At 64.3% G+C, this 22,429-nt stretch carries 11 protein-coding genes and 1 pseudogene; 9 read left to right on the top strand and 3 right to left on the bottom strand.

The window, feature by feature from the left end; genetic code table 11:
- Nucleotides 1-49: 49 nt before the first annotated feature.
- Nucleotides 50-1,222: an acyltransferase family protein gene (locus tag GcLGCM259_RS10805; protein WP_138926606.1), complete on the top strand. Its 1,173-nt coding sequence runs from the start codon at nt 50-52 to the stop codon at nt 1,220-1,222.
- On the opposite strand, the gene GcLGCM259_RS10800 is transcribed toward GcLGCM259_RS10805, so the two are convergent.
- Nucleotides 1,176-1,679 carry an aminoacyl-tRNA deacylase gene (locus GcLGCM259_RS10800; protein ID WP_246049536.1) on the bottom strand — a complete coding sequence of 168 codons (504 nt, stop codon included), beginning with the start codon at nt 1,677-1,679 and terminating at the stop codon, nt 1,176-1,178. The genes GcLGCM259_RS10805 and GcLGCM259_RS10800 overlap by 47 nt on opposite strands.
- Nucleotides 1,680-1,728: 49 nt before the next feature.
- Nucleotides 1,729-2,919: an acetyl-CoA C-acetyltransferase gene (locus GcLGCM259_RS10795; RefSeq protein ID WP_138926605.1), complete on the bottom strand. Its 1,191-nt coding sequence runs from the start codon at nt 2,917-2,919 to the stop codon at nt 1,729-1,731.
- Between the two features lie 400 nt (nt 2,920-3,319).
- On the opposite strand from GcLGCM259_RS10795, the gene rpoB reads away from it, so the two are divergent.
- Nucleotides 3,320-6,826 carry a DNA-directed RNA polymerase subunit beta gene (gene rpoB / locus GcLGCM259_RS10790; protein ID WP_138177167.1) on the top strand — a complete coding sequence of 1,169 codons (3,507 nt, stop codon included), beginning with the start codon at nt 3,320-3,322 and terminating at the stop codon, nt 6,824-6,826.
- Nucleotides 6,827-6,939: 113 nt separating this feature from the next.
- Nucleotides 6,940-10,830: a DNA-directed RNA polymerase subunit beta' gene (locus tag GcLGCM259_RS10785; protein WP_138177170.1), complete on the top strand. Its 3,891-nt coding sequence runs from the start codon at nt 6,940-6,942 to the stop codon at nt 10,828-10,830.
- Between the two features lie 350 nt (nt 10,831-11,180).
- Here GcLGCM259_RS10785 and GcLGCM259_RS10780 read toward each other — a convergent pair whose 3' ends face one another.
- The gene (locus GcLGCM259_RS10780) at nt 11,181-11,927 is read right to left on the bottom strand and encodes a formylglycine-generating enzyme family protein (RefSeq protein ID WP_138926604.1); all 747 of its coding nucleotides are present in this window, start codon (nt 11,925-11,927) and stop codon (nt 11,181-11,183) included.
- A gap of 165 nt (nt 11,928-12,092) precedes the next feature.
- On the opposite strand from GcLGCM259_RS10780, the pseudogene GcLGCM259_RS10775 reads away from it, so the two are divergent.
- The 6 genes and pseudogenes from GcLGCM259_RS10775 to GcLGCM259_RS10750 form a co-directional block, all read left to right on the top strand.
- Nucleotides 12,093-12,659 (top strand): annotated as a pseudogene (locus GcLGCM259_RS10775) (recombinase family protein); the annotation flags it as partial.
- A 1,190-nt stretch (nt 12,660-13,849) separates the two neighbouring features.
- Nucleotides 13,850-14,224, top strand: coding sequence for a 30S ribosomal protein S12 (rpsL, locus tag GcLGCM259_RS10770; protein WP_054820670.1), 375 nt, complete (start codon nt 13,850-13,852; stop codon nt 14,222-14,224).
- Nucleotides 14,224-14,694, top strand: coding sequence for a 30S ribosomal protein S7 (gene rpsG, locus GcLGCM259_RS10765; RefSeq protein ID WP_054820669.1), 471 nt, complete (start codon nt 14,224-14,226; stop codon nt 14,692-14,694). The genes rpsL and rpsG overlap by 1 nt, the downstream gene beginning before the upstream one ends.
- A gap of 72 nt (nt 14,695-14,766) precedes the next feature.
- Nucleotides 14,767-16,881, top strand: coding sequence for an elongation factor G (gene fusA, locus GcLGCM259_RS10760; protein WP_138177178.1), 2,115 nt, complete (start codon nt 14,767-14,769; stop codon nt 16,879-16,881).
- A 243-nt stretch (nt 16,882-17,124) separates the two neighbouring features.
- Nucleotides 17,125-18,315, top strand: coding sequence for an elongation factor Tu (gene tuf, locus GcLGCM259_RS10755; protein WP_138177181.1), 1,191 nt, complete (start codon nt 17,125-17,127; stop codon nt 18,313-18,315).
- A gap of 181 nt (nt 18,316-18,496) precedes the next feature.
- The gene (locus GcLGCM259_RS10750) at nt 18,497-22,186 is read left to right on the top strand and encodes a hypothetical protein (RefSeq protein ID WP_138926602.1); all 3,690 of its coding nucleotides are present in this window, start codon (nt 18,497-18,499) and stop codon (nt 22,184-22,186) included.
- The last annotated feature ends 243 nt before the right edge of the window (nt 22,187-22,429 follow it).

Here is a 22,429-nt window from a genome sequence, read left to right as displayed (position 1 = left end):
CGATTCTATTAACAGGAGCTATTCATATTCGTCGCTTACGGTGTTTAATGTGCCGAAGAATGAACAGCCCAACGCAATACGACCGGCCCCGCGGCTCGGTCTGCTGGACGCCCTTCGTATCGCTGCCGCGCTGGTGGTCGTGCTTTACCACTACACCGCGTGGGGACACGGCTATTGGGGCGCCGAAGCCGTCGACGCCTGGCCGGTGCTGGGCAAATTCACCATCTACGGCAGTATCGGCGTCCAACTGTTCTTCCTGATCTCCGGCTTCGTGATCCTGATGTCCATCCAGGGCAAGGGATTGATCCAATTCCTGGCCTCCCGCCTGGGCCGGCTCTACCCGGCGTACTGGCTAGCCGTTATCGCCGCCGCCCTGCTCACCTTCCGGCTCTGGCCCGAGCTGAAGGACGGACGCACCGAAGGCGATATAGTTCCCAACCTGACCATGGCACAAAGCGGAATGGGCGTCAGGGACCTGGACGGGGTGTACTGGACGCTCTGGGTTGAACTGCGCTTCTACGCGATCCTGGCCGTGCTGCTGGCCTTCGGACTGGCCAAGAACCGGGCTATCCTGGCGTTGAGCTTCGCCTGGCCGCTGCTGGGCGTGGCCCTGCACCTGGCCGAGGCGGACAAGGCCCAGGAATGGGTGATGGGGCAGTATGCCCCGCTGTTCAGCCTGGGCATGGTGGTCTACCTGATGTACCGGGACCGGCAAACCCCGACGCGCTGGCTGCTGGTCGGCTTCAACACCCTGCTCGCCTGCTACTTCACGGGCCTGAAGGGAGCACAGGATTCGGCCTATCTGTCGGGGGTGCAGATCCCCGCCTGGCACTTCTCACTGCTGGTGCTGCTGTGCATTGCCCTATTGCTGGCCTGCACGCTGACCCCGCTGCAGAGGATCCACGCCCGCTGGATGGTCACCGCCGGAATGCTTACCTACCCGCTGTACCTGTTCCACGAGCTGTGGGGCTGGTGGATCATCGCGCACCTGAGCCCAGTCCTCAACAAATACGTGCTGCTGGTCGGAACCGTCGCGCTGATGCTGGCGCTGGCCTATGTTGTGGCCCGGTACGTGGAGAAGCCGGCAGGGCTGTGGCTGCGCAACGAATTCACCCTGCGGGCCACCCAGGCGGTGCAATGGGCGCGCAGCCTCGCCGCGCGCAAGCCGAGCCCGGTCATTCCGGAACGGAAATATCTGCCACTATCGCGTCAAATCCACTGACCAGATCCTGGGCCGCCACCAGCACGGCGTGCAGCCGGTCCCCGCTGCCCAGGGCCACCATGGCCTGCTGCTCGCCCTGGAATACCGTGGCGTCAATGACCAGCGGCAACGGGGTCAACGCGCCAAATGGCGTGATCGTCCCGGGACGATAGCCGGTCACCTCGAACGCCGTGTCCCCGTGGGGCAGGGAGAGCTTGTTGACCCCCAACACCAAGCGCAGCTTGGGCCAGCTCAGGCTCCTGCCGCCGGGGATCAGGGCGAAGAGGTACGTACCGTTGCTGCGCTTGAGCACCAGGGTCTTGAGCAGCCGGTGTTCGGCGATGCCCAGATTCGAGGCCGCCTCACTCAGCGAGGAGGCCGCGGCCCGCGGAACAATCTCAATGGGGATGTTCCGCCGGCTCGCGTCCAGGCTGATGCGGGTGAGCGCCTCATTCGGGGCCTCAGGGGATTCGGTCAACAGCGCACTCGCTTTCCGTGACGGGGAAGGCTGCCCGGGGGAGGGCAGGTTAGGCGTGGTGCAGCAGCAGGGCCTCGCCCTGCCCACCGCCGCCGCACAGGCTCACCGCGGCGGTCCCCGAGTCCCGGCGCGACAGCTCCAGTGCCGCGGTCAACGCCAGGCGGGCCCCGGAGGCGCCAATGGGATGGCCCAGGGCGATGGCTCCGCCGTGGATGTTCGTCTTCTCCAGCGGGTAGTCCAGGTCGGACAGGGACTGGCAGGCCACGGCGCCGAACGCCTCATTGATTTCAATGAAGTCCAGGTCCTTGACCTGCAAGGACTCCTTGGCCAGGGCGTCCTGGATGGCGTGCGAAGGCTGGGAATGCAAAGAGTTGTCCGGTCCGGCCACCTGGCCGGGGGCGCCAATGACCGCCAGGATTTTCAGCCCGTGCTGCTCGGCGTAGTCGCGCGAGGTGACCACCAGGGCCGCGGCCCCGTCGGAGAGCGGGGAGGAGTTGCCGGCGGTGATTGTCCCATCGCGGTCAAAGGCCGGACGCAGCCCGGAGAGGGTCTCGGCGGTGGTCTCGGGGCGCACGCCCTCGTCGCTGTCCACGATCACCGGCTCGCCCTTGCGCTGGGGCACGGAGATCGCCACGATCTCCTCGTCAAAGACCCCGTTGCCCTGCGCGGCGGCCGCCCGCTGGTGGCTGGAGGCCGCCACCTCGTCTTGCGGTCCGCGTTCGATCCCCAGCTCGGTGTTCTTCTCCTCGGTGCTCAGTCCCATGGACTTGCCGTCAAAGGCGTCGGTCAAGCCGTCATGGGCGACCGAGTCCACCGCGGTGATGTCCCCGTAGGTCCACCCGAAACGGGACTTGGGCAGCAGGTGCGGGGTATTGGACATTGATTCCTGCCCGCCGGCGATGACCACCTGGGCCTCGCCCAGGCGGATCATGCGCGCCGCGTCGGTGACCGCGGCCAGCCCGGAAAGGCACACCTTGTTGATGGTCACCGTCGGGGTGTCCCAGCCGATGCCCGCCCGGATGGCGGACTGGCGGGCGGGGTTCTGGCCACACCCGGCCTGGACGACCTGACCCATGATGACCGACTGGACCTGCTCGGGGGAGACCCCGGCGTTGTCCAGGGCGCCGGCGATGGCCGCCGCCCCCAGGTCGACCGCGGTCTGGGAGGCCAGGGCCCCCTTGAAACGGGTAAAGGGGGTGCGGGCTCCGCCGACGATCACGGCATCTTGGGGTGAGGACACGGCAACCACTTCCATTCGAAAAGCAACCAGAAAACTGGGGTGATGTTCTGTCACTACAAGACTAATCCATGTGCACTTCACCACAGGAAAACGGATGGCGTTGCGGGGTGTGGGACGCGAGAACGCCGGCGGTGTGGGCGCTGACTAGGAACCGAAACGCTTCATCCGGGCCGGGGGCTCACCAGGGGCGAAGCGGGCGCAGAACTATAACACGAAAATGGAAAATTGCTATCGACAAGCTTGCGCGCATGGGGTACAGTGGAAATTTGCGCCCCGACTGTATGCGCATGCGACCTTCATATAGCGGTGGGTTCGTATGTAACGAGGGTACCAGCCACTGGCAGGAACCTTAGCACAACGGGACGCTTCGGAAACCTGACGGTCTGTGGAAGGATCCATCTTGGTCGCCTCGAGCACCTCTAACAACCAAACCGCTAGTTCGGCTCGCGACGCTGCGTACGCTGGCCGACTTTCTTTTGCAAAGATTCACGAACCCCTTGAAGTGCCGAACCTGCTGGCACTGCAGACCGAGAGCTTTGACCGGCTCATCGGTAATGAGCGGTGGCAGGAGCGCCTGGCCGCCGCCGTGTCCGTCGGTGACAACAGTGTGCCGGACGTCAGCGGACTGGCCGAGATCTTTGAGGAGATCTCCCCGATTGAAGACTTCCAGGAGACCATGTCCCTGAGCTTCTCGGAGCCGGAATTCGCCGACCCGAAGTACTCGATCGCCGAGTGCAAGGACCGTGACGCCACCTACGCCGCCCCGCTGTACGTCAAGGCCGAGTTCATGAACAATGAAACCGGCGAAATCAAGCAGCAGACCGTCTTCATGGGCGACTTCCCGCTGATGACCGACAAGGGTACCTTCATCATCAACGGTACCGAGCGCGTGGTCGTCTCCCAGCTGGTGCGTTCCCCGGGCGCCTACTTCGAGTCCGCGCCGGACAAGACCAGTGACAAGACCATCTACTCCGCACGTATCATCCCGTCGCGCGGTGCCTGGTTCGAGCTGGAAATCGACAAGCGCGACCAAATCGGCGTGCGCCTGGACCGCAAGCGCAAGCAGTCGGTCACCGTGCTGCTCAAGGCCCTGGGCTGGAGCGAAGAGAAGATCCTGGCCGAATTCGGCCAGTACGACTCGGTGCGCGCCACCCTGGAGAAGGACAGCATCAAGGACCAGAACGAGGCCCTGCTGGACATCTACCGCAAGCTGCGTCCGGGCGAGCCGCCGACGGTGGAAGCCGCCCAGGCCCTGCTGCGCAACATGTACTTCGAGCCCAAGCGCTACGACCTGGCCAAGGTCGGCCGCTACAAGCTGAACCGCAAGCTCGGCGTGGAGACCCCGGTCAACGCCGAAAGCGCCCTGGTGCTGAGCATCGACGACATCGTCGCCATGATCCGCTTCCTGGTTGCCCTGCACGCCGGTGAGCGCACCATCGAAGGCACCCGCGAGGGCGAGATCGTTCAGGTCCCGGTCGCCGTGGATGACATCGACCACTTCGGCAACCGCCGTATCCGCGCGGTCGGCGAACTGATCGAGAACCAGGTCCGCACCGGCCTGTCACGCATGGAGCGCGTGGTGCGTGAGCGCATGACCACCCAGGACGTGGAGGCGATCACCCCGCAGACCCTGATCAACATCCGCCCGGTGGTGGCCGCGATCAAGGAGTTCTTCGGAACCTCGCAGCTCTCCCAGTTCATGGACCAGAACAACCCGCTGGCCGGCCTGACCCACAAGCGCCGCCTCTCGGCACTGGGCCCGGGCGGTCTGTCGCGTGACCGTGCAGGCATGGAAGTGCGAGACGTGCACCCCTCGCACTACGGACGCATGTGCCCGATTGAAACCCCGGAAGGCCCGAACATCGGCCTGATCGGCTCGCTGGCAACCTACGGGCGCATCAACGCCTTCGGTTTCATCGAGACCCCGTACCGCAAGGTCGTGGACGGCGTGGTGACCAACCAGGTCGAGTACCTCACCGCCGATGACGAGCTGCAGCACTTCATCGCCCAGGCCAACGCACCGCTGACCGAGGACGGTCACTTTGCCGAGGACACCGTGCTGGTGCGTGAAAAGGGCGGCGGCGGCGAGCCGGTGCTCGTTGAGCCGGGCGAAGTGACCTTCATGGACGTTTCCCCGCGCCAGATGGTGTCGGTGGCCACCGCCCTGATCCCGTTCCTGGAGCACGACGACGCCAACCGCGCGCTGATGGGCGCCAACATGCAGCGCCAGGCCGTGCCGCTGCTGGCCTCCGAGTCCCCGCTGGTGGGCACCGGTATGGAGAAGTACGCCGCGGTGGACGCCGGTGACTCCGTGGTCGCGCAGAAGCCCGGTGTTGTCACCGAGGTCTCGGCCGACCTGGTCGTGGTGATGAACGACGACGGCACCGAGTCGATGTACCCGATCATGAAGTTCGCCCGCTCCAACCAGGGCAACGCCTACAACCAGCGCGTGCGCGTCTCCGAAGGCGAGCGCGTGGAGTACCAGTCGATCATCGCCGACGGTCCCTCGACCGACGCCGGTGAGCTGGCCCTGGGCAAGAACCTGCTGGTCGCGTTCATGTCCTGGGAAGGCCACAACTTCGAGGACGCCATCATCCTGTCCCAGCGCATGGTCTCCGACGATGTGCTGACCTCGATCCACATCGAGGAGCACGAGGTTGACGCCCGCGACACCAAGCTGGGCGCCGAGGAAATCACCCGCGACATCCCCAACGTGTCCGAGGACATCCTCTCCCAGCTCGATGACCGCGGCATCGTCTACATCGGCGCCGAGGTCGAGGCCGGGGACATCCTGGTGGGTCGCGTGACCCCGAAGGGTGAAACCGAGCTGACCCCCGAGGAGCGCCTGCTGCGCGCGATCTTCGGTGAGAAGTCCCGCGAAGTGCGTGACACCTCGCTGAAGGTGCCGCACGGCGAGTCCGGCACCGTGATCGGCGTGCGCATCTTCGATCGCGACAACGACGATGACCTTTCCCCGGGCGTGAACCAGCTGGTGCGCGTCTACGTGGCCCAGAAGCGCAAGATCACCAACGGTGACAAGCTCGCCGGGCGTCACGGCAACAAGGGCGTTATCTCCAAGATCCTGCCGATCGAGGACATGCCGTTCCTGGAGGACGGCACCCCGGTGGACGTCGTGCTGAACCCGCTGGGTGTGCCCGGGCGTATGAACGTCGGCCAGGTCATGGAAATCCACCTGGGCTGGGCCGCCAAGCAGGGCTGGACCATCGAGAACGAGCCGGAGTGGGTCAAGGACCTGCCGAACCTGCCGCGCCAGACCGGTTCGACCACCGTGGCCACCCCGGTGTTCGACGGTGCCTCCGAGGAGGAGATCCGCGGCATCCTGGATTCGGTGAACCCGACCAGCGACGGCCAGCAGCTGGTGAAGAACACCGGCAAGGCCCGCCTGTTCGACGGCCGCTCCGGCGAGCCGTTCCCGGATCCGATCTCCGTGGGCTACATGTACATCCTGAAGCTGCACCACCTGGTGGACGACAAGATTCACGCCCGTTCCACCGGCCCGTACTCCATGATCACCCAGCAGCCGCTGGGCGGTAAGGCCCAGTTCGGTGGCCAGCGCTTCGGTGAAATGGAAGTGTGGGCCCTGGAGGCCTACGGTGCGGCTTACACCCTGCAGGAACTGTTGACCATCAAGTCCGATGACATTCACGGTCGCGTGAAGGTCTACGAGGCGATCGTCAAGGGCGAGAACATCCCGGAGCCAGGCGTTCCGGAATCGTTCAAGGTGCTCATCAAGGAAATGCAATCGCTGTGCCTGAACGTCGAGGTACTGGGTACCGACGGCAACACCATCGAGATGCGCGAATCGGACGAGGAATCGTTCCGTGCCGCTGAAGAACTGGGCATCGACCTTTCGCGGTCCGAGCCCAGCTCCGTCGAGGAAGTCTAGGAACCACCAGCCTGCCGCCGCGGCGCGCACCGCGTGCCCGGCGCCGGGTCGGTGAGACCGACTTACCCATCACGTACTGACTTCAGACACCAGAGAAGAGAGATAAGGACCATATGTCCAGCGATTCCTCATTCGGCCTCATGCGCATCGGCCTTGCCACCGCGGAACAGATCCGCGCCTGGAGCTACGGCGAGGTCAAGAAGCCGGAAACCATTAACTACCGCACCCTGAAGCCCGAGAAGGACGGCCTGTTCTGCGAGAAGATCTTCGGTCCCTCGCGCGACTGGGAATGCTACTGCGGCAAGTACAAGCGCGTGCGCTTCAAGGGCATCATCTGTGAGCGCTGCGGCGTCGAGGTGACCCGCGCCAACGTGCGCCGTGAGCGCATGGGCCACATCGAGCTGGCCGCTCCGGTCACCCACATCTGGTACTTCAAGGGCGTTCCCTCGCGCTTGGGCTACCTGCTGGATCTGGCGCCGAAGGACCTGGAGAAGGTCATCTACTTCGCCGCCTACATGATCACCAGCGTGAACGAAGACCGTCGCCACGCCGAGATGCCGAACCTGCAGGCCCAGCACGACCTGGAGCTGCGCCAGCTGGCCAACAACGCCGAAGCGGACAAGCGTGCCGTGCTGGCGGACCTGGAAGCCGAGCTGGAGCGCCTGGAGGCCGGCGGCGCCAAGGGTGCCGAGCTGAACAAGGCCCGCACCAACGCGGAGAAGACCGTTCAGCAGATCGAGAAGCGTTCCAAGGCCGAGGCCGAGCGCCTGCGCGCCGTCTGGGAGCGCTTCAAGGGCCTGAAGGTCGCCGACCTTGAAGGTGACGAGGGCCTGTACCGCATCATGCGCGAGAAGTACGGCCTGTACTTCGAGGGCTCGATGGGTGCCGAGGCAATCCAGAAGCGCCTGGCCACCTTCGACCTGAAGGGCGAGGCCGAGAACCTCAAGCAGATCATCGACAACGGCAAGGGCCAGAAGAAGACCCGTGCCCTGAAGCGCCTGAACGTCATCAACGCGTTCCTCACCACGGACAACTCGCCCGAGGGCATGGTCCTGGACGCCGTTCCGGTGATCCCGCCGGAGCTGCGCCCGATGGTTCAGCTCGACGGTGGCCGCTTCGCCACCTCGGACCTGAACGACCTGTACCGTCGTGTGATCAACCGCAACAACCGCCTCAAGCGCCTGCTGGATCTCGGTGCCCCCGAGATCATCGTGAACAACGAAAAGCGCATGCTGCAGGAAGCGGTCGACTCGCTGTTCGACAACGGACGCCGTGGCCGCCCGGTCACCGGCCCGGGCAACCGCCCGCTGAAGTCCCTGTCCGACATGCTCAAGGGCAAGCAGGGCCGCTTCCGCCAGAACCTGCTGGGTAAGCGTGTTGACTACTCGGGCCGTTCGGTCATCGTGGTCGGCCCGCAGCTGAAGCTGCACCAGTGCGGTCTGCCCAAGCAGATGGCCCTGGAGCTGTTCAAGCCGTTCGTGATGAAGCGCCTGGTTGACCTGAACCACGCGCAGAACATCAAGAGCGCCAAGCGGATGGTGGAGCGCTACCGCCCGCAGGTGTGGGACGTGCTCGAAGAGATCATCACCGAACACCCGGTGCTGCTCAACCGTGCACCCACCCTGCACCGCCTGGGCATCCAGGCCTTCGAACCCCAGCTGGTCGAAGGCAAGGCCCTGCAGCTGCACCCGCTGGTGTGTGCCGCGTTCAACGCGGACTTCGACGGCGACCAGATGGCAGTGCACCTGCCGCTGAGCCCCGAGGCCCAGGCCGAGGCGCGCATCCTGATGCTCTCCTCGCACAACATCCTCAAGCCGTCGGACGGCCGTCCGGTCGCCCTGCCGTCGCAGGATATGATCATCGGCCTGCACCACCTGACCACCAAGCGTGAGCAGGAGAAGGGTGCCGGGCGCGTGTTCACCTCGGTCGCCGAGGCCATCATGGCCATGGACCGTGGGGACCTGCACCTGAACGCCCCGATCAAGATCCGCGTGGAGAACTTCGTCCCGTCCGCCGAGCAGCCTGCTCCGGAAGGCTGGGAAGAGGGCACCCCGGCGCTGATCGACTCCTCGCTGGGCCAGGTGCTGTTCAACGACACCCTGCCGGCCGACTACCCGTGGGTTGCCAAGGTGGCGGGCAAGGACGCGCTTTCGGAGATCGTCAACGACCTGGCCGAGCGCTACCCGAAGGTGATTGCCGCCGAGACCCTGGACAACCTGAAGGACGCCGGTTTCCACTGGGCAACCCGTTCGGGCGTGACCGTGGCGATCTCGGACATCACCTCGAACATGGACAAGACCGCCATCCTGGCCCCGTACGAGGAGCGTGCCCGCAAGGTGCAGGCCTCCTACGACAAGGGCCTGATCGCCGACACCGAACGTCGCCAGGACCTGATTGACATCTGGACCAAGGCCACCGACGAGGTCGCCGACGCGATGAAGGAGGGCATGGAGGAACTGAACACCATTAACCGCATGGTGACCTCCAAGGCCCGTGGTAACTGGCTGCAACTGCGCCAGATTGCCGGTATCCGCGGCCTGGTGTCCAACCCGAAGGGTGAAATCATTCCCCGCCCGATCAAGTCCTCCTACCGTGAGGGCCTGTCGGTGCTGGAGTACTTCATCGCGACCCACGGTGCCCGTAAGGGCCTGGCGGATACCGCGCTGAAGACCGCGAACTCCGGTTACCTCACCCGTCGTCTGGTGGACGTGTCCCAGGACGTCATCGTGCGCGAGGAGGACTGCGGCACCCGCCGCGGCCTGACCGTGCCGATCGCCGAGGACATCGCCGGTTTCCGCAAGCTGCACGACACCGTGGAGAACTCGGCGTACACCCGCACGCTGGCCACCGACGTCAAGGACGCCGAGGGCAACGTGCTGGCCGAAGCCGGCTCGGACGTGGGCGACGTGCTGATCCAGAAGCTGTACGACGCGGGCGTGGATGAGATCCGCGTACGCTCCGTGCTGACCTGTGACTCGGCCGTGGGAACCTGTGCACACTGCTACGGCCGTTCGCTGGCCACCGGCAAGACCGTGGACATCGGCGAGGCCGTGGGCATCATCGCCGCACAGTCCATCGGTGAACCCGGTACCCAGCTGACCATGCGTACCTTCCACACCGGTGGTGTGGCCTCGGCTGATGACATCACCCAGGGTCTGCCCCGTATCCAGGAGCTCTTCGAAGCCCGTACCCCCAAGGGTGTGGCTCCGATGGCCGAAGTCACCGGTCGCGTGTCGATCGAGGACGACGAGAAGCAGCTGCGCGTGATCATCACCCCGGACAACGGGGATGAGAAGCAGGCCTACCCGATCCTGCGCCGTGCGCGCCTGGAGGTTGAGGAAGGCCAGCACGTGCAGGCCGGTACCCAGCTGACCAGCGGTACCCTGGACCCGAAGCAGGTTCTTCGCGTCCTCGGCCCGCGTGAGGCCCAGAAGTTCCTGGTCCGCGAGGTCCAGGACGTGTACCAGTCCCAGGGTGTGGGCATCCACGACAAGCACGTGGAAGTCATCGTGCGCCAGATGCTGCGTCGCATCACCGTCATTGAGTCCGGTGAGACCGACCTGCTGCCGGGTGTGCTGGCCGACCGTGCCCGCTTCACCGCCGCGAACCGCAAGGCCGTGGCCGAGGGCAAGCGTCCGGCAGCCGGCCGTGACGAGATGATGGGCATCACCAAGGCCTCGCTGGCGACCGACTCGTGGCTGTCCGCGGCCTCCTTCCAGGAGACCACCCGCGTACTGACCCAGGCCGCCATGGAGGGCAAGGAAGATCCGCTGCTGGGTCTGAAGGAGAACGTGATCATCGGTAAGCTGATCCCGGCCGGTACCGGCCTGGACCGCTACACCCAGGTCACCGTGGAGCCGACCGACGAGGCCAAGGCCACGTTGTTCACCGGCACCTCGGCCTTCTCCTCGGGCCTGTACGACGACGGACTGGACGGCGGGCTCTCGCCCGAGTTCCAGGCCATCTCGATGGATGACTACGATACCGGGCAGGACTTCCGCTAAACCGGAAGCAGCCCCGTCGGCTCCAGATGGCGAAGCCCGTTCCCACCGCTCTTTTGCGGTGGGGACGGGCTTCGCCCGTTAAGGACTTTGCCCAGCGGTGGACACCAAACCCTGCGGCTCAGCCGTGAACAGGATCCGGCAACCCTCGGATGGGTGACCCGTGCGTAGAGCGAGCGCGTTGCCGGAGTGAGGCGAGGCAGGGGAGGGGACCGCAGTACGAGAACTGTCAGTTTCCGAAGTCCTCAGAACTTTTGTCCGCAGTCCTCGGCACTAGGCTGATCCGTCCGCAAGGGGAACCTTCTGTGGGACACCCGCCGCCGTGTACATGGGCTGGCCTGCTTTGGTCAGTCTCAGTATCCCCGGGGCGTCCATCCCGATGGCAGCATGCCAGTGATCTTTCCCCGTTCAGAATCAGCATCGGCTGACCAGCCTTGCGCTGCCTGTGCATCATCGAAGACACCCCGTGCCATGCGCAGACCAAGGTCCGGGTGGCTCATCCCAGGCGCACCACCCCGACGCGTCGAAGCCCGCACGCTCCACGACTTATCAGCGAAACCTCCCCCGCGGAAGATCCGGTACTCTCCGTAGCGGGCCGGATCGAGTAGATCCCAACACCATTCCCATACGTTTCCAAGGGTGTCGTGGAGTCCGAAGGCATTGGGCAGTTTTTGACCAACTTCTTGCGGTTTCTCTACCTTGTCATTTGCTGTCCACCCAATGGCATCGAGGGGGCCGTAATGTGGCCCCGTTGTGCCGGCGCGGCAGGCGTATTCCCATTCGGCTTCCGTGGGCAAGCGGTACCCAGAGGCGTTGGTCTGCCAAGTCGCCTCACCGGCTTCGAGGATGTATGCAGGGGCAAGTCCTTCATTCATTGACGCTGCGTTGCAAAACAGGATGGCTTCTAACCAGTTGATATCCACCACGGGTTCCTGGGAGCCTGTTTCGCTGGTACCCATCAGTTGCGCGTACTGCGCGGTGGTGACGGAAGTGGCCCCGATCTCGAAAGGTTCTAGATCGACGGTCCAGCGGCGTTTCCGTCGTGCATCATGCAATTCCACTTGTCCGGCTGGTAGCGGACGAAGGTCAAAGATTAGCATTCCACAATGCTCCCATGCCGTCCCGCAAGCCGGTCGTTCACTGGTACAAGTGCGGACAACTTCGGGTCCTGGCAACACTGGCAGGTTTCCGGGTCCGCCCGACTCCCGTATGACCCGACCGAGAAAATGCCCGGTAGAGGCACCCTAAACGGGACGCTCCCAATCATGACCGGACTCCGTATCGGGTACGCGCGCGTATCCACTAACGACCAAGACCTCACCGCCCTAAAGAACGCGCTTATGGCCTCGGGCGTGGCTCCTGAGAAGAACTTCACTGATCAAGGCCGCACTGGCACGAATAGGGCGCGGTCCGGGCTCAGCGAGGCGATGGCCGCTTGCCGTGCTGGGGATACGTTGGTGGTGATGAAGCTTGACCGGATGGCGCGATCCTTGCGCGACGCGATAGACATCGTTGATGAACTCACCGGCCGCGAGGTGAAGCTCAGCATCGGCGGATCAGTCCACGACCCCATCGACCTTGTAGGTAAGCTCCTGTTCAACGTCCTGGCTATGGTTGCCGAGTTTGAGGCAGATCTGATCCGGGCACGCACGCGTGAGGGCATGGCTGTTGCAAGGACAAAAGGCAGACTACGCGGCAAGCCGCCCAGACTTTCCAGCAAGCAAGAAGCACATCTAGTAGAGCTGCATCGCGCTGGGAACCAGACAACGACAGAACTTGGAGAACTGTTCTCGGTGGCTAGATCGACCGTGTACCGCGCTCTCAGGCGAGCAATGAACCCATCAAGTAGGGTCGGTCATTTATTTTCTGCGCAGGTTAGTACATTGGACTATTGCGCAAAGTCCAGCCCTGTGCAGTCACCTTCGGAAATTTTCATGTCCATGGCCGGCTGCGCAGGCCTGGAGTCTCGATGGCTTGTGTGCAGCCGGCTTCGGAAAATGACCACAATGCTCGCGTGTACCGGCACGAACTCCGTGAGCGGGTCGAGGAGCGACATCCGTGCTTCTAGGTTTTGCCAGGTACCGTCAGCCTAGCCCCAGGCGCGGCGCAGGCAGGCGAAAGGCTGGGTTGCGCGAAGCCGACGGTGAGCGAGCGGCCTACGCCATGATCCCCGGCAGTAGAGGGATCTCCACTGTCGATAATCAGCGGGACAGAAAAGCGCGACTAGTAGTATTTACACCCGGTGCTATTACAACTCTTGGGTGCGCAACAGGCGGCTTTGGGGAGCCAGGGGGAGCGGAGTGCAGATGTGCGTGGCGCTGCCTTCCGAGGTTTGCGGACGGCCGCACACTGCCGCCCGCTGGACGATTCAACCCCGCACGCCGCGGATGCCAGCCGGCGACGCGGCATGGTAGGCGGCACGGTGCTCGCGCGCCTCCGCGAGCACGCCTCGCTTCTTCGGAAGCTTGCCCAGCCGAACATTGGGTGTCCTCCCGCGGCAACAATATTGAGCCGGGCCCCCGGTCGGTATGCCGCTCATCGTTCTTGTTGGCGTGTTCGGCCTCTGTCAGTAGGTCAGTCGAGGGTAGTCCGCTCGCCGCAGGGTATGGCCGGGGATGAATCGCCCCGGCGCCACAGCCGGCACGCGGATAGCCCGAATGATAGTGAGGCACATCCCATTGCTGGGTCGTGGGGCACATGCGAAAATAGTAGGTGAGACACTCCGGGGCTCAACGCCTGCAGGACAAGGGTTTGCGAACTGGCAATCAACTGGTCATGTGGGCTTTGAATCCTGGATTTTCGGGGCTGGCAGGATTAATGCTAGACTCGTAACAATTGTTTTATGTGTGGCAAAATGGACGCGGTCCGGGTTGCGGGTAGGTTGCGCAACGAATGCCACACTTTCGCACGCCTAGAGACTTTTCGCTGAGTGCGCGATGGAACGAGCAGATAGCGCAGCAGTACCCGTCATCCGATGGATCGGCGGCGCCGAAGAATTTTAGAAAATTGGAAGGACACGAAAGTGCCTACTATTCAGCAGCTGGTCCGTAAGGGCCGCCAGCCGCAGGTAAACAAGGGCAAGGCCCCTGCCCTGCGCGGCAACCCCATGCGTCGTGGCGTGTGCACCCGTGTGTACACCACCACCCCTAAGAAGCCGAACTCCGCTCTGCGTAAGGTTGCCCGTGTGCGCCTGTCCGGCGGCGTCGAAGTGACCGCCTACATCCCGGGTGTCGGACACAACCTGCAGGAACACTCCATCGTGCTGGTGCGCGGTGGTCGTGTGAAGGACCTGCCGGGCGTTCGCTACAAGATTGTTCGTGGTGCACTGGATACCCAGGGCGTTAAGGATCGTAAGCAGGCTCGTTCCCGCTACGGCGCAAAGAAGGATGGTAAGTAATGCCGCGTAAGGGTCCGGCGCCGAAGCGCCCACTGGTTTCTGATCCGGTATACGACTCGCCGTTGGTCACCCAGCTGATCAACAAGGTGCTGGTCGGTGGCAAGAAGTCCACCGCCGAGCGCATCGTCTACGGTGCACTGGAAGGTGCCGCCGCCAAGTCGGGCGCCGATGCCGTTTCGACCTTGAAGAAGGCCATGGACAACATCCGTCCGGCCCTAGAGGTTCGCTCCCGCCGTGTGGGTGGCGCAACCTACCAGGTGCCGGTCGAGGTCAAGCCGGGCCGCGCCACCGCGCTGGCCCTGCGCTGGCTGGTTGGCTACTCCAAGGCTCGTCGCGAGAAGACCATGATCGAGCGCCTGCAGAACGAGATTCTGGATGCCTCGAACGGTCTGGGTGCCGCTGTGAAGCGTCGCGAAGACACTCACAAGATGGCCGAGTCCAACAAGGCCTTCGCACACTACCGCTGGTAAGAATCGCCTGGCGTCGCCGGCGGCGGGAACCCGCCGCCGGCCATGCCAAGCCTCAGCTCTTAGGGAGACAACGTGGCACAGGACGTGCTTACTGACCTGAACAAGGTCCGCAATATCGGTATCATGGCACACATCGATGCCGGTAAGACCACCACCACTGAGCGCATCCTGTTCTACACGGGTGTGAACCACAAGCTCGGTGAGACCCACGACGGTGGTGCCACCACCGACTGGATGGAGCAGGAAAAGGAACGCGGTATCACCATTACCTCCGCGGCCGTGACTTGCTTCTGGAACAACAACCAGATCAACATCATCGACACCCCCGGCCACGTTGACTTCACCGTTGAGGTGGAACGTTCGCTGCGCGTGCTCGACGGTGCAGTTGCCGTCTTCGACGGCAAGGAAGGCGTGGAGCCGCAGTCCGAGACTGTGTGGCGCCAGGCCGACAAGTACAACGTCCCGCGTATCTGCTTCGTCAACAAGATGGACAAGCTGGGCGCTGACTTCTACTTCACCGTGGACACCATCGTCAACCGCCTGGGTGCCAAGCCGCTGGTCATGCAGCTGCCGATCGGCTCCGAGTCCGACTTCGTCGGCGTTGTTGACCTGCTGACCATGAAGGCATTCGTCTGGGAAGGCGACTCCAAGGGTGACGTCACCATGGGCGCCAACTACGAGATCCAGGAAATCCCTGCCGATCTGCAGGAGCGTGCCGAGGAATACCGCAACAAGCTGGTTGAGGACGTCGCCGAGGCCTCCGAGGAACTCATGGAGAAGTACCTCGAGGGCGAAGAGCTGAGCAATGAAGAGATCAAGGCCGGTATCCGCGCCCTGACCGTCAAGGGCGAAGCCTACCCGGTGTTCTGTGGCTCGGCCTTCAAGAACCGTGGCGTGCAGCCGATGATCGACGCGGTCATCGACTACCTGCCTTCCCCGCTGGACGTCGAGGCCATGGTTGGGCACGACCCCAAGGACGAGAGCATCGAACTGACCCGCGAGCCGAGCGAGGACGCACCGTTCTCCGCGCTGGCGTTCAAGATCGCTGCCCACCCGTTCTTCGGTCAGCTGAACTTCATCCGCGTGTACTCGGGCAAGGTCGCCTCCGGCGCCCAGCTGCTGAACTCCACCAAGCAGAAGCGCGAGCGCATCGGCAAGCTGTTCCAGATGCACGCCAACAAGGAGAACCCGGTTGATGAGATCCACGCGGGTCACATCTACGCCGTGATCGGCCTGAAGGACACCACCACCGGTGACACCCTGTGCGATCCGGCCAACCCCATCGTTCTGGAATCGATGACCTTCCCGGATCCGGTGATCTTCGTGGCCATCGAGCCCAAGACCAAGGGTGACCAGGAGAAGCTGTCGACCGCTATCCAGAAGCTGTCGGCGGAAGACCCGACCTTCACCGTTTCCCTGAACGAGGAAACCGGCCAGACCGAAATCGGCGGCATGGGCGAGCTGCACCTGGACATCCTGGTGGACCGCATGAAGCGCGAATTCCGCGTGGAAGCCAACGTCGGCAAGCCGCAGGTGGCCTACCGCGAAACCATCAAGAAGGCTGTGGAGAAGGTCGACTTCACCCACAAGAAGCAGACCGGTGGTTCCGGCCAGTTCGCGAAGGTGCAGGTCTCCTTCGAGCCGCTTGAGGTCGTTGAGGGCGTCAGCTACGAATTCAAGAACGCCATCACCGGTGGCCGCGTTCCGCGCGAGTACATCCCGTCGGTGGACGCAGGTATCCAGGACGCCATGCAGTTCGGCATCCTGGCCGGCTACCCGATGGTCGGCGTGAAGGCCACCCTGATCGACGGTGCCTACCACGACGTTGACTCCTCGGAAATGGCGTTCAAGATCGCCGGTTCGCAGGTCTTCAAGGAAGGTGCACGTCGCGCCAACCCGATCCTGCTCGAACCAGTGATGGCCGTCGAAGTCCGTACCCCGGAAGAGTACATGGGCGACGTCATCGGCGACCTGAACTCCCGCCGTGGCTCGATCCAGGAAATGTCCGATGCCTCGGGCGTCAAGGTCATCCGTGCCGCAGTGCCGCTGTCCGAGATGTTCGGCTACATCGGTGACCTGCGCTCGAAGACCCAGGGTCGTGCGGTGTACTCGATGACCTTCTCGACCTATGCTGAAGTTCCGAAGGCCGTGGCCGACGAGATCATTCAGAAGTCCCGCGGCGAGTAATCGCCTCAGGCACCAACACTTGGCCGTGACCCCGCCTGTGTGGGGGAGTGGCCGATCGCGAGGCCGGTTCCAAAGCCATTGAAACCGGCCTCGCAAACGGCCAACGAGGGATCCATCACAACCGGATCCCGCAGAGGACCGAAATTTCCATATTTATCCATGCCCCCAGTAGACTGATTCCAGTTTCGTTTGCGAACCGCGCAGACGGAAATACGTCTTCTGAAATGTTTCTAGGAGGAACCTGTGGCAAAGGCAAAGTTCGAGCGGACTAAGCCGCACGTCAACATTGGCACCATCGGTCACGTTGACCACGGTAAGACCACTTTGACGGCTGCCATTTCCAAGGTGCTTGCTGACAAGTACCCGGATCTGAACGAGCAGCGCGACTTCGCTAGCGTTGACTCCGCACCGGAAGAGCGCCAGCGCGGTATTACCATCAACATCTCGCACGTCGAGTACCAGACCGAGAAGCGTCACTACGCACACGTCGACGCCCCGGGCCACGCTGACTACGTGAAGAACATGATCACCGGTGCCGCCCAGATGGACGGCGCAATCCTGGTGGTTGCCGCTACCGACGGTCCGATGGCTCAGACCCGCGAGCACGTTCTGCTGGCTCGCCAGGTTGGCGTTCCGACCCTGCTGGTCGCACTGAACAAGTCCGACATGGTCGAGGACGAAGAACTGCTCGAGCTGGTGGAGATGGAAGTTCGCGAACTTCTGTCCTCGCAGGGCTTCGACGGTGACGACGCCCCGGTTGTCCGCGTTTCGGGCCTGAAGGCCCTGGAAGGCGACCCGGAGTGGACCAAGTCCATCGAAGAACTGATGGATGCCGTTGACACCTTCATCCCGGATCCGGTGCGTGACCGTGACAAGCCGTTCCTGATGCCGATCGAGGACGTCTTCACCATCACCGGTCGCGGTACCGTGGTGACCGGCCGCGCCGAGCGTGGCACCCTGGCCATCAACTCGGAAGTTGAGATCGTTGGCATCCGCCCGATCCAGAAGACCACCGTTACCGGTATCGAGATGTTCCACAAGCAGCTCGACGAGGCCTGGGCAGGCGAGAACTGTGGTCTGCTGCTTCGCGGTCTGAAGCGCGAAGACGTGGAACGCGGTCAGGTTGTTGTGAAGCCGGGTTCGATCACCCCGCACACCAACTTCGAGGCCAACGTCTACATCCTGTCCAAGGATGAAGGCGGCCGCCACAACCCGTTCTACTCGAACTACCGTCCGCAGTTCTACTTCCGCACCACCGACGTCACCGGCGTCATCACCCTGCCGGAAGGCACCGAGATGGTTATGCCGGGCGACAACACCGAAATGTCGGTTGAGCTGATCCAGCCGATCGCCATGGAAGAAGGCCTGGGCTTCGCTATCCGCGAGGGTGGCCGCACCGTTGGTTCGGGTCGCGTCACCAACATCACCAAGTAAGTACCTGGATGATGTTCTAGACCGCGAGGTCTAAGTTCAAAAAATTCCCCGTGACTCCGCAAGGAGTGACGGGGAATTTTTTATGCCCATACGCGTAGCAAAGCCGACATTTAGTCAAAAAGCTGGTTGAATTGATCCAGGTTCACAGACGTCGGCGTACGCAAGAAAACGGGGGAGCGGCATGGGCTACACCATCTTGGTCATCATCATCGCGGTGGTGGCCTTCCTGATCGGACGGCGCACCGCCGCCGGCCGCCGCAGCCAGCAGCTCGGCCAGGCCTGGCAACAGGGCTATGATGCCGCAACGGCGTACTGGCGCACTGGCACAGGTGCCCAGGCCTCCGAGCCGGACGCGGCGCCAGGACCCTCCGCTGCAGCTGGCAGCACGCAGCCCGCGCCGGGTCATCCTTATGCCCACGCCGGTTCCCCTCCGGCGCCGGCCCCCGGGCAACATCCTGCGCCCGCCGCACGCGACCAGCAGAGCCAGCAGCCCGCGCAAACCACGCCAACCCCTGCCCCCGCCCGGCTTCCGTTCCTGACGCCCGCGTCCGGCGGCGGGCAGGTCTCCGACCGGGTGCGGGCCATTGAATTCGGCCCCCAGCGCACGAGTGCAGCACCGAGCGTCCCGGTCCGCCCGACGCTGAGCGCGCGCGAACGCGAACTGCGCAACGTGAACATCACCTTGTATGTTGCCGCGCTGCTGCTGGTGGCGGCCGGCGCACTCTTCCTCAGCTTCGCCCTGGCCCCGGTGGCCAAGCTGGTGGGCCTGTGTGTTGTCGCCGCAGCATTTTATGCCGCGGGATTGATAGTCCACCGGGTCCAACCCAACCTGCGTCCGGCCGCCGCGGCCTTCACCGGCACGGGGTTGGCGCTGTTGCCCCTATGCGCCCTGGCGACCTACAACACCCTGCACACCCCACCCACCGGCATCTGGTTGGGCTACTCCGTGGTGGGCACCCTCGCATTCGGCTTCGCCTCTTTGCGGCTGCACTCCCGGGTGCTGGCCTGGCTGGCCGTGCTGATTCTGATCTCCACCGCCATGTCCGGCGGCGCGGTGCTCCAGCAGGGCGTACTGGCCTACCTGCTGGCCCTGTTGGTGCTGGCGGTGGCAATGCTCCTGCTGGTCATCGGCAGCCCGGCCGTGCGCGCCTCACAATTCCACCAAGCGCTCTCCAGCAGCTACCGGCTGCTGCCTCCGCTGGTGTTCCTGGCCTCCCTGGTCATGCTGGATGAGTTGAGCAGCCGCGAGTTCTTCTGGATCTTCCTGCCGCTGAGCGCCTTCTATGTGCTTAGCACCCGGCTGGAGGAGCGGCACCGACTTTGGAACCTGGCTACCGCCCGGGCGTTCTTCCTGCTGGCGGTGCTGTTCGGGCTGGACTACGCACAGGTCGATACCCGGGTGATCCTGGTTCTCCTGGCGGGGCTGCTGGCCGCCCAGGCGGCGCTCGTACAACACTTCGCCGCGGCCTATGAGCGGGTTTTTGGGGCCAGCCAAACCTGGCGGGTTGCCGAACGCATGGTGTTGTGGGCCGGCGCCTGGCTGGCGCTGGCCGCCGGGTATACCAGGGATGCGTACTCCGCCCACGGCACCTGGTGGCTGACCCTGCTGGTCATCCCTGCCCTGCTGGTGCTGCTTGGCTGGCTGGCGGGAAGCGGCGGCACCCTGGTGGAGGCCGGCTGGCTGTTCGGGTTCGCCCTGCTGGCCCTGGCCGAGAACTGGCAGGACGAGTGGACGCCGCTGCCAGCACTGGTCCTTGGCATGGCGGGCCTGGGCGCCGTCGTGCGGCGGCAGCCCGAATCCCGGGCGCTGCTAGGTGCGCAATTGCGTTGGGTGCTCCTGTTGGCGGTGGGCGCCAAGAGCGCCCAGCTGCTGCAGTTCCTGTTTGCCCCGGCCTCCGACCGGGGCGTGGCGAGCGCCGCGATGGTGGGCATCTGGGCGGCTGCCGCCGGGATGCTGGTCTACTCGGCCCGAAATGCGGGGCACGCAGAACGCACCGCCGTGGCGAACCTGCACTGGCGGATCCGGGTGACCGCCAGCCTGCTGGTGATGGTGGTGTTCGCACTGGCGTTGCGCCTGCAGGGAGAGCTGCCGTTCGGTGCCCACTTCCTGGGCGTCACGGCGGGCAGCTGGTCGGTGCTGGTGCTGATCGGCTCGGTGCTGGCCACCGCCTGGGTCGCCTGGCGCTGCCTGCCCACCTCGGGTGGGGCCATGGATGTGTTCGTGCACGCGCCGGTGCTTGGGGCGTTGTGCGGCTACTTTGTCCTGGCACTGCGCACGGATTTCTGGTGGCTGGCGCCGTTGGTGGCCGCGGCCAATATTGTCTTTCTGATCGCGGCCCTGCCCCGCTGTACCGCGGCGGGCTGGAGAATCACGCATGCCGCACTGGCCCAGATCCAATTGAGCGTTGCCGCCTGGTGGAGTGTTGAGCACTTCGAGCTGGACCTGCACGGGCAGTTCTGTGTGCTGCTGCTCAGCGTGGTGCTGCCGCAAGCGGCCCGGCTGGTTCTCTCCCGCAGCCGCGGTGCAGCGGTGCCGGGGGAATTGCGGGTCATTGGGCTGGGAATCCTGGTGGGGTTGCCGTTGCTGCTGCTGGCCTATGCTGTCGGCCCGCAGACGGACCGGGGCACCATCCTGCTGAGCCTGCTGCTCTGGCTGGGATATGCGCTGCTGGCGCACTGGGCGTTCGGTGCCGGGCCCTACCGGCAGTGGCTGCTGCTTCCCGTTAGCCTGGCCGTGGCGGCGCTAGCCGTTGTCCCGGCCGCCACGTTCGATTCCACGACCGGCTGGGTTCGGGCTGGATGGTGGGGCGCCACCGCGGCGATGTGGCTGCTCGCCGCCCAGGCGGTGGTTGCCCTGGGCCTTGAATGGACCTACCGCAGGCAACAGGGCCACCAGTGGATCAGGTTGGCGGCGTTGCTGGTGCCGCTGGTTCTCATGCTGGGCTATCAGCCCGAACTGCGCTGGCTGGCGCTGGTCTTCCTGATCGGCGCGGCTGGCTCAATCCTGCTGGTGCATACCCGGCAGATGGGACTGTACTCGGCGGCAGCTGCGCTATTGCTGCTGGGGGCCGCGGACACCGGCCTGCAGTCCCTGCGCTCGGGCACCATGGTGAGCGAGCGGACGCTGGATTTGAGTTGGGCCCTGCTGGGTGGCGCGCTCGTGCTGCTGGTCCTGGCACTACTGCACGGCCGCTTCCAGGAGCCGGTGCCGCACTACCCGCGGCACTGGCAGAAATCTGCGGACGCCGGCGGGCAGGCCGCGCGCATCTACTACGCCGCAATGCTGGCTTCCGGGTTCACCGCTGGGGCGGTGGCCCACCTGCTGCACCGCGAACCGTTGCCGCTGTTGGGCGGGGCACTGGTGCTGGTGCTGGCCCTGCTGGTGGCGCGGCTGCACGAGCTGCCGCGCGCCTGGCGCCAGCATGGCACCGATGCGGTGGTCGTGGCCGCAGCCCTGGTGGCCCTGCGCTGCTACGGGGTGCTGGTCGAGCCGCTGGGCGCTTCCGCGGCGCTGCTGTACCTGGCGGTGGTGGCCGCCGGGATTGGGCTGCGTCATTGGGCGCCGCACCGCGCCCTGGGCCGCGGCTGGCTGATTGCCGGCGCGACGCTGGGCAGTGCCGCCGAGTTGGCCTCGGTGCTGGATGCCGGAACACTGACCCAGATGCTGGTGCTGCTGTTCTTCGCCGGACTGCTGGCCCTGGGCTTGACCCAGGGGGAGCGGTTGCTGATGTGGTGGGCCGCGGTCGCCATCACAGCGGCGGTAGTCTGGTTCCTGCGCAACTATGCGTTCGTGCTGCTGGTCTTGGTGGCCATAGCGTTGATTGTGCTGGCGCTTTCCCGGCTGGTAAGGGTGGAGAACCGCAGGAACTAAGCCGGCGCGCTGCTCGGCGCCTTTCGGGGCGCTGGCGGGCGCTGAGTCGAAGATCACCAGGGTCCCGGGCGGCAAATGATTTGCGCGCCCGGGGGTGAACCTGTCACACTGGATAAGTTGCTTGATTGCAGCCGCGTGCTCGAAAGAGCACAAAAAACTGAATTCGAACGACCGAGATCGGCACTCACCCAGGATAATGCCTGGGGTTCGGGAACGATACGACTGCTTCGAATGCATTGGATT

Origin of the sequence: Glutamicibacter creatinolyticus, from assembly GCF_006094275.1 — a bacterium.
Lineage (GTDB): Bacteria > Actinomycetota > Actinomycetes > Actinomycetales > Micrococcaceae > Glutamicibacter > Glutamicibacter creatinolyticus.
The sequence above is the reverse complement of the archived record's forward strand: the minus strand, read 5'-3'. Positions and strand labels throughout refer to the sequence as shown.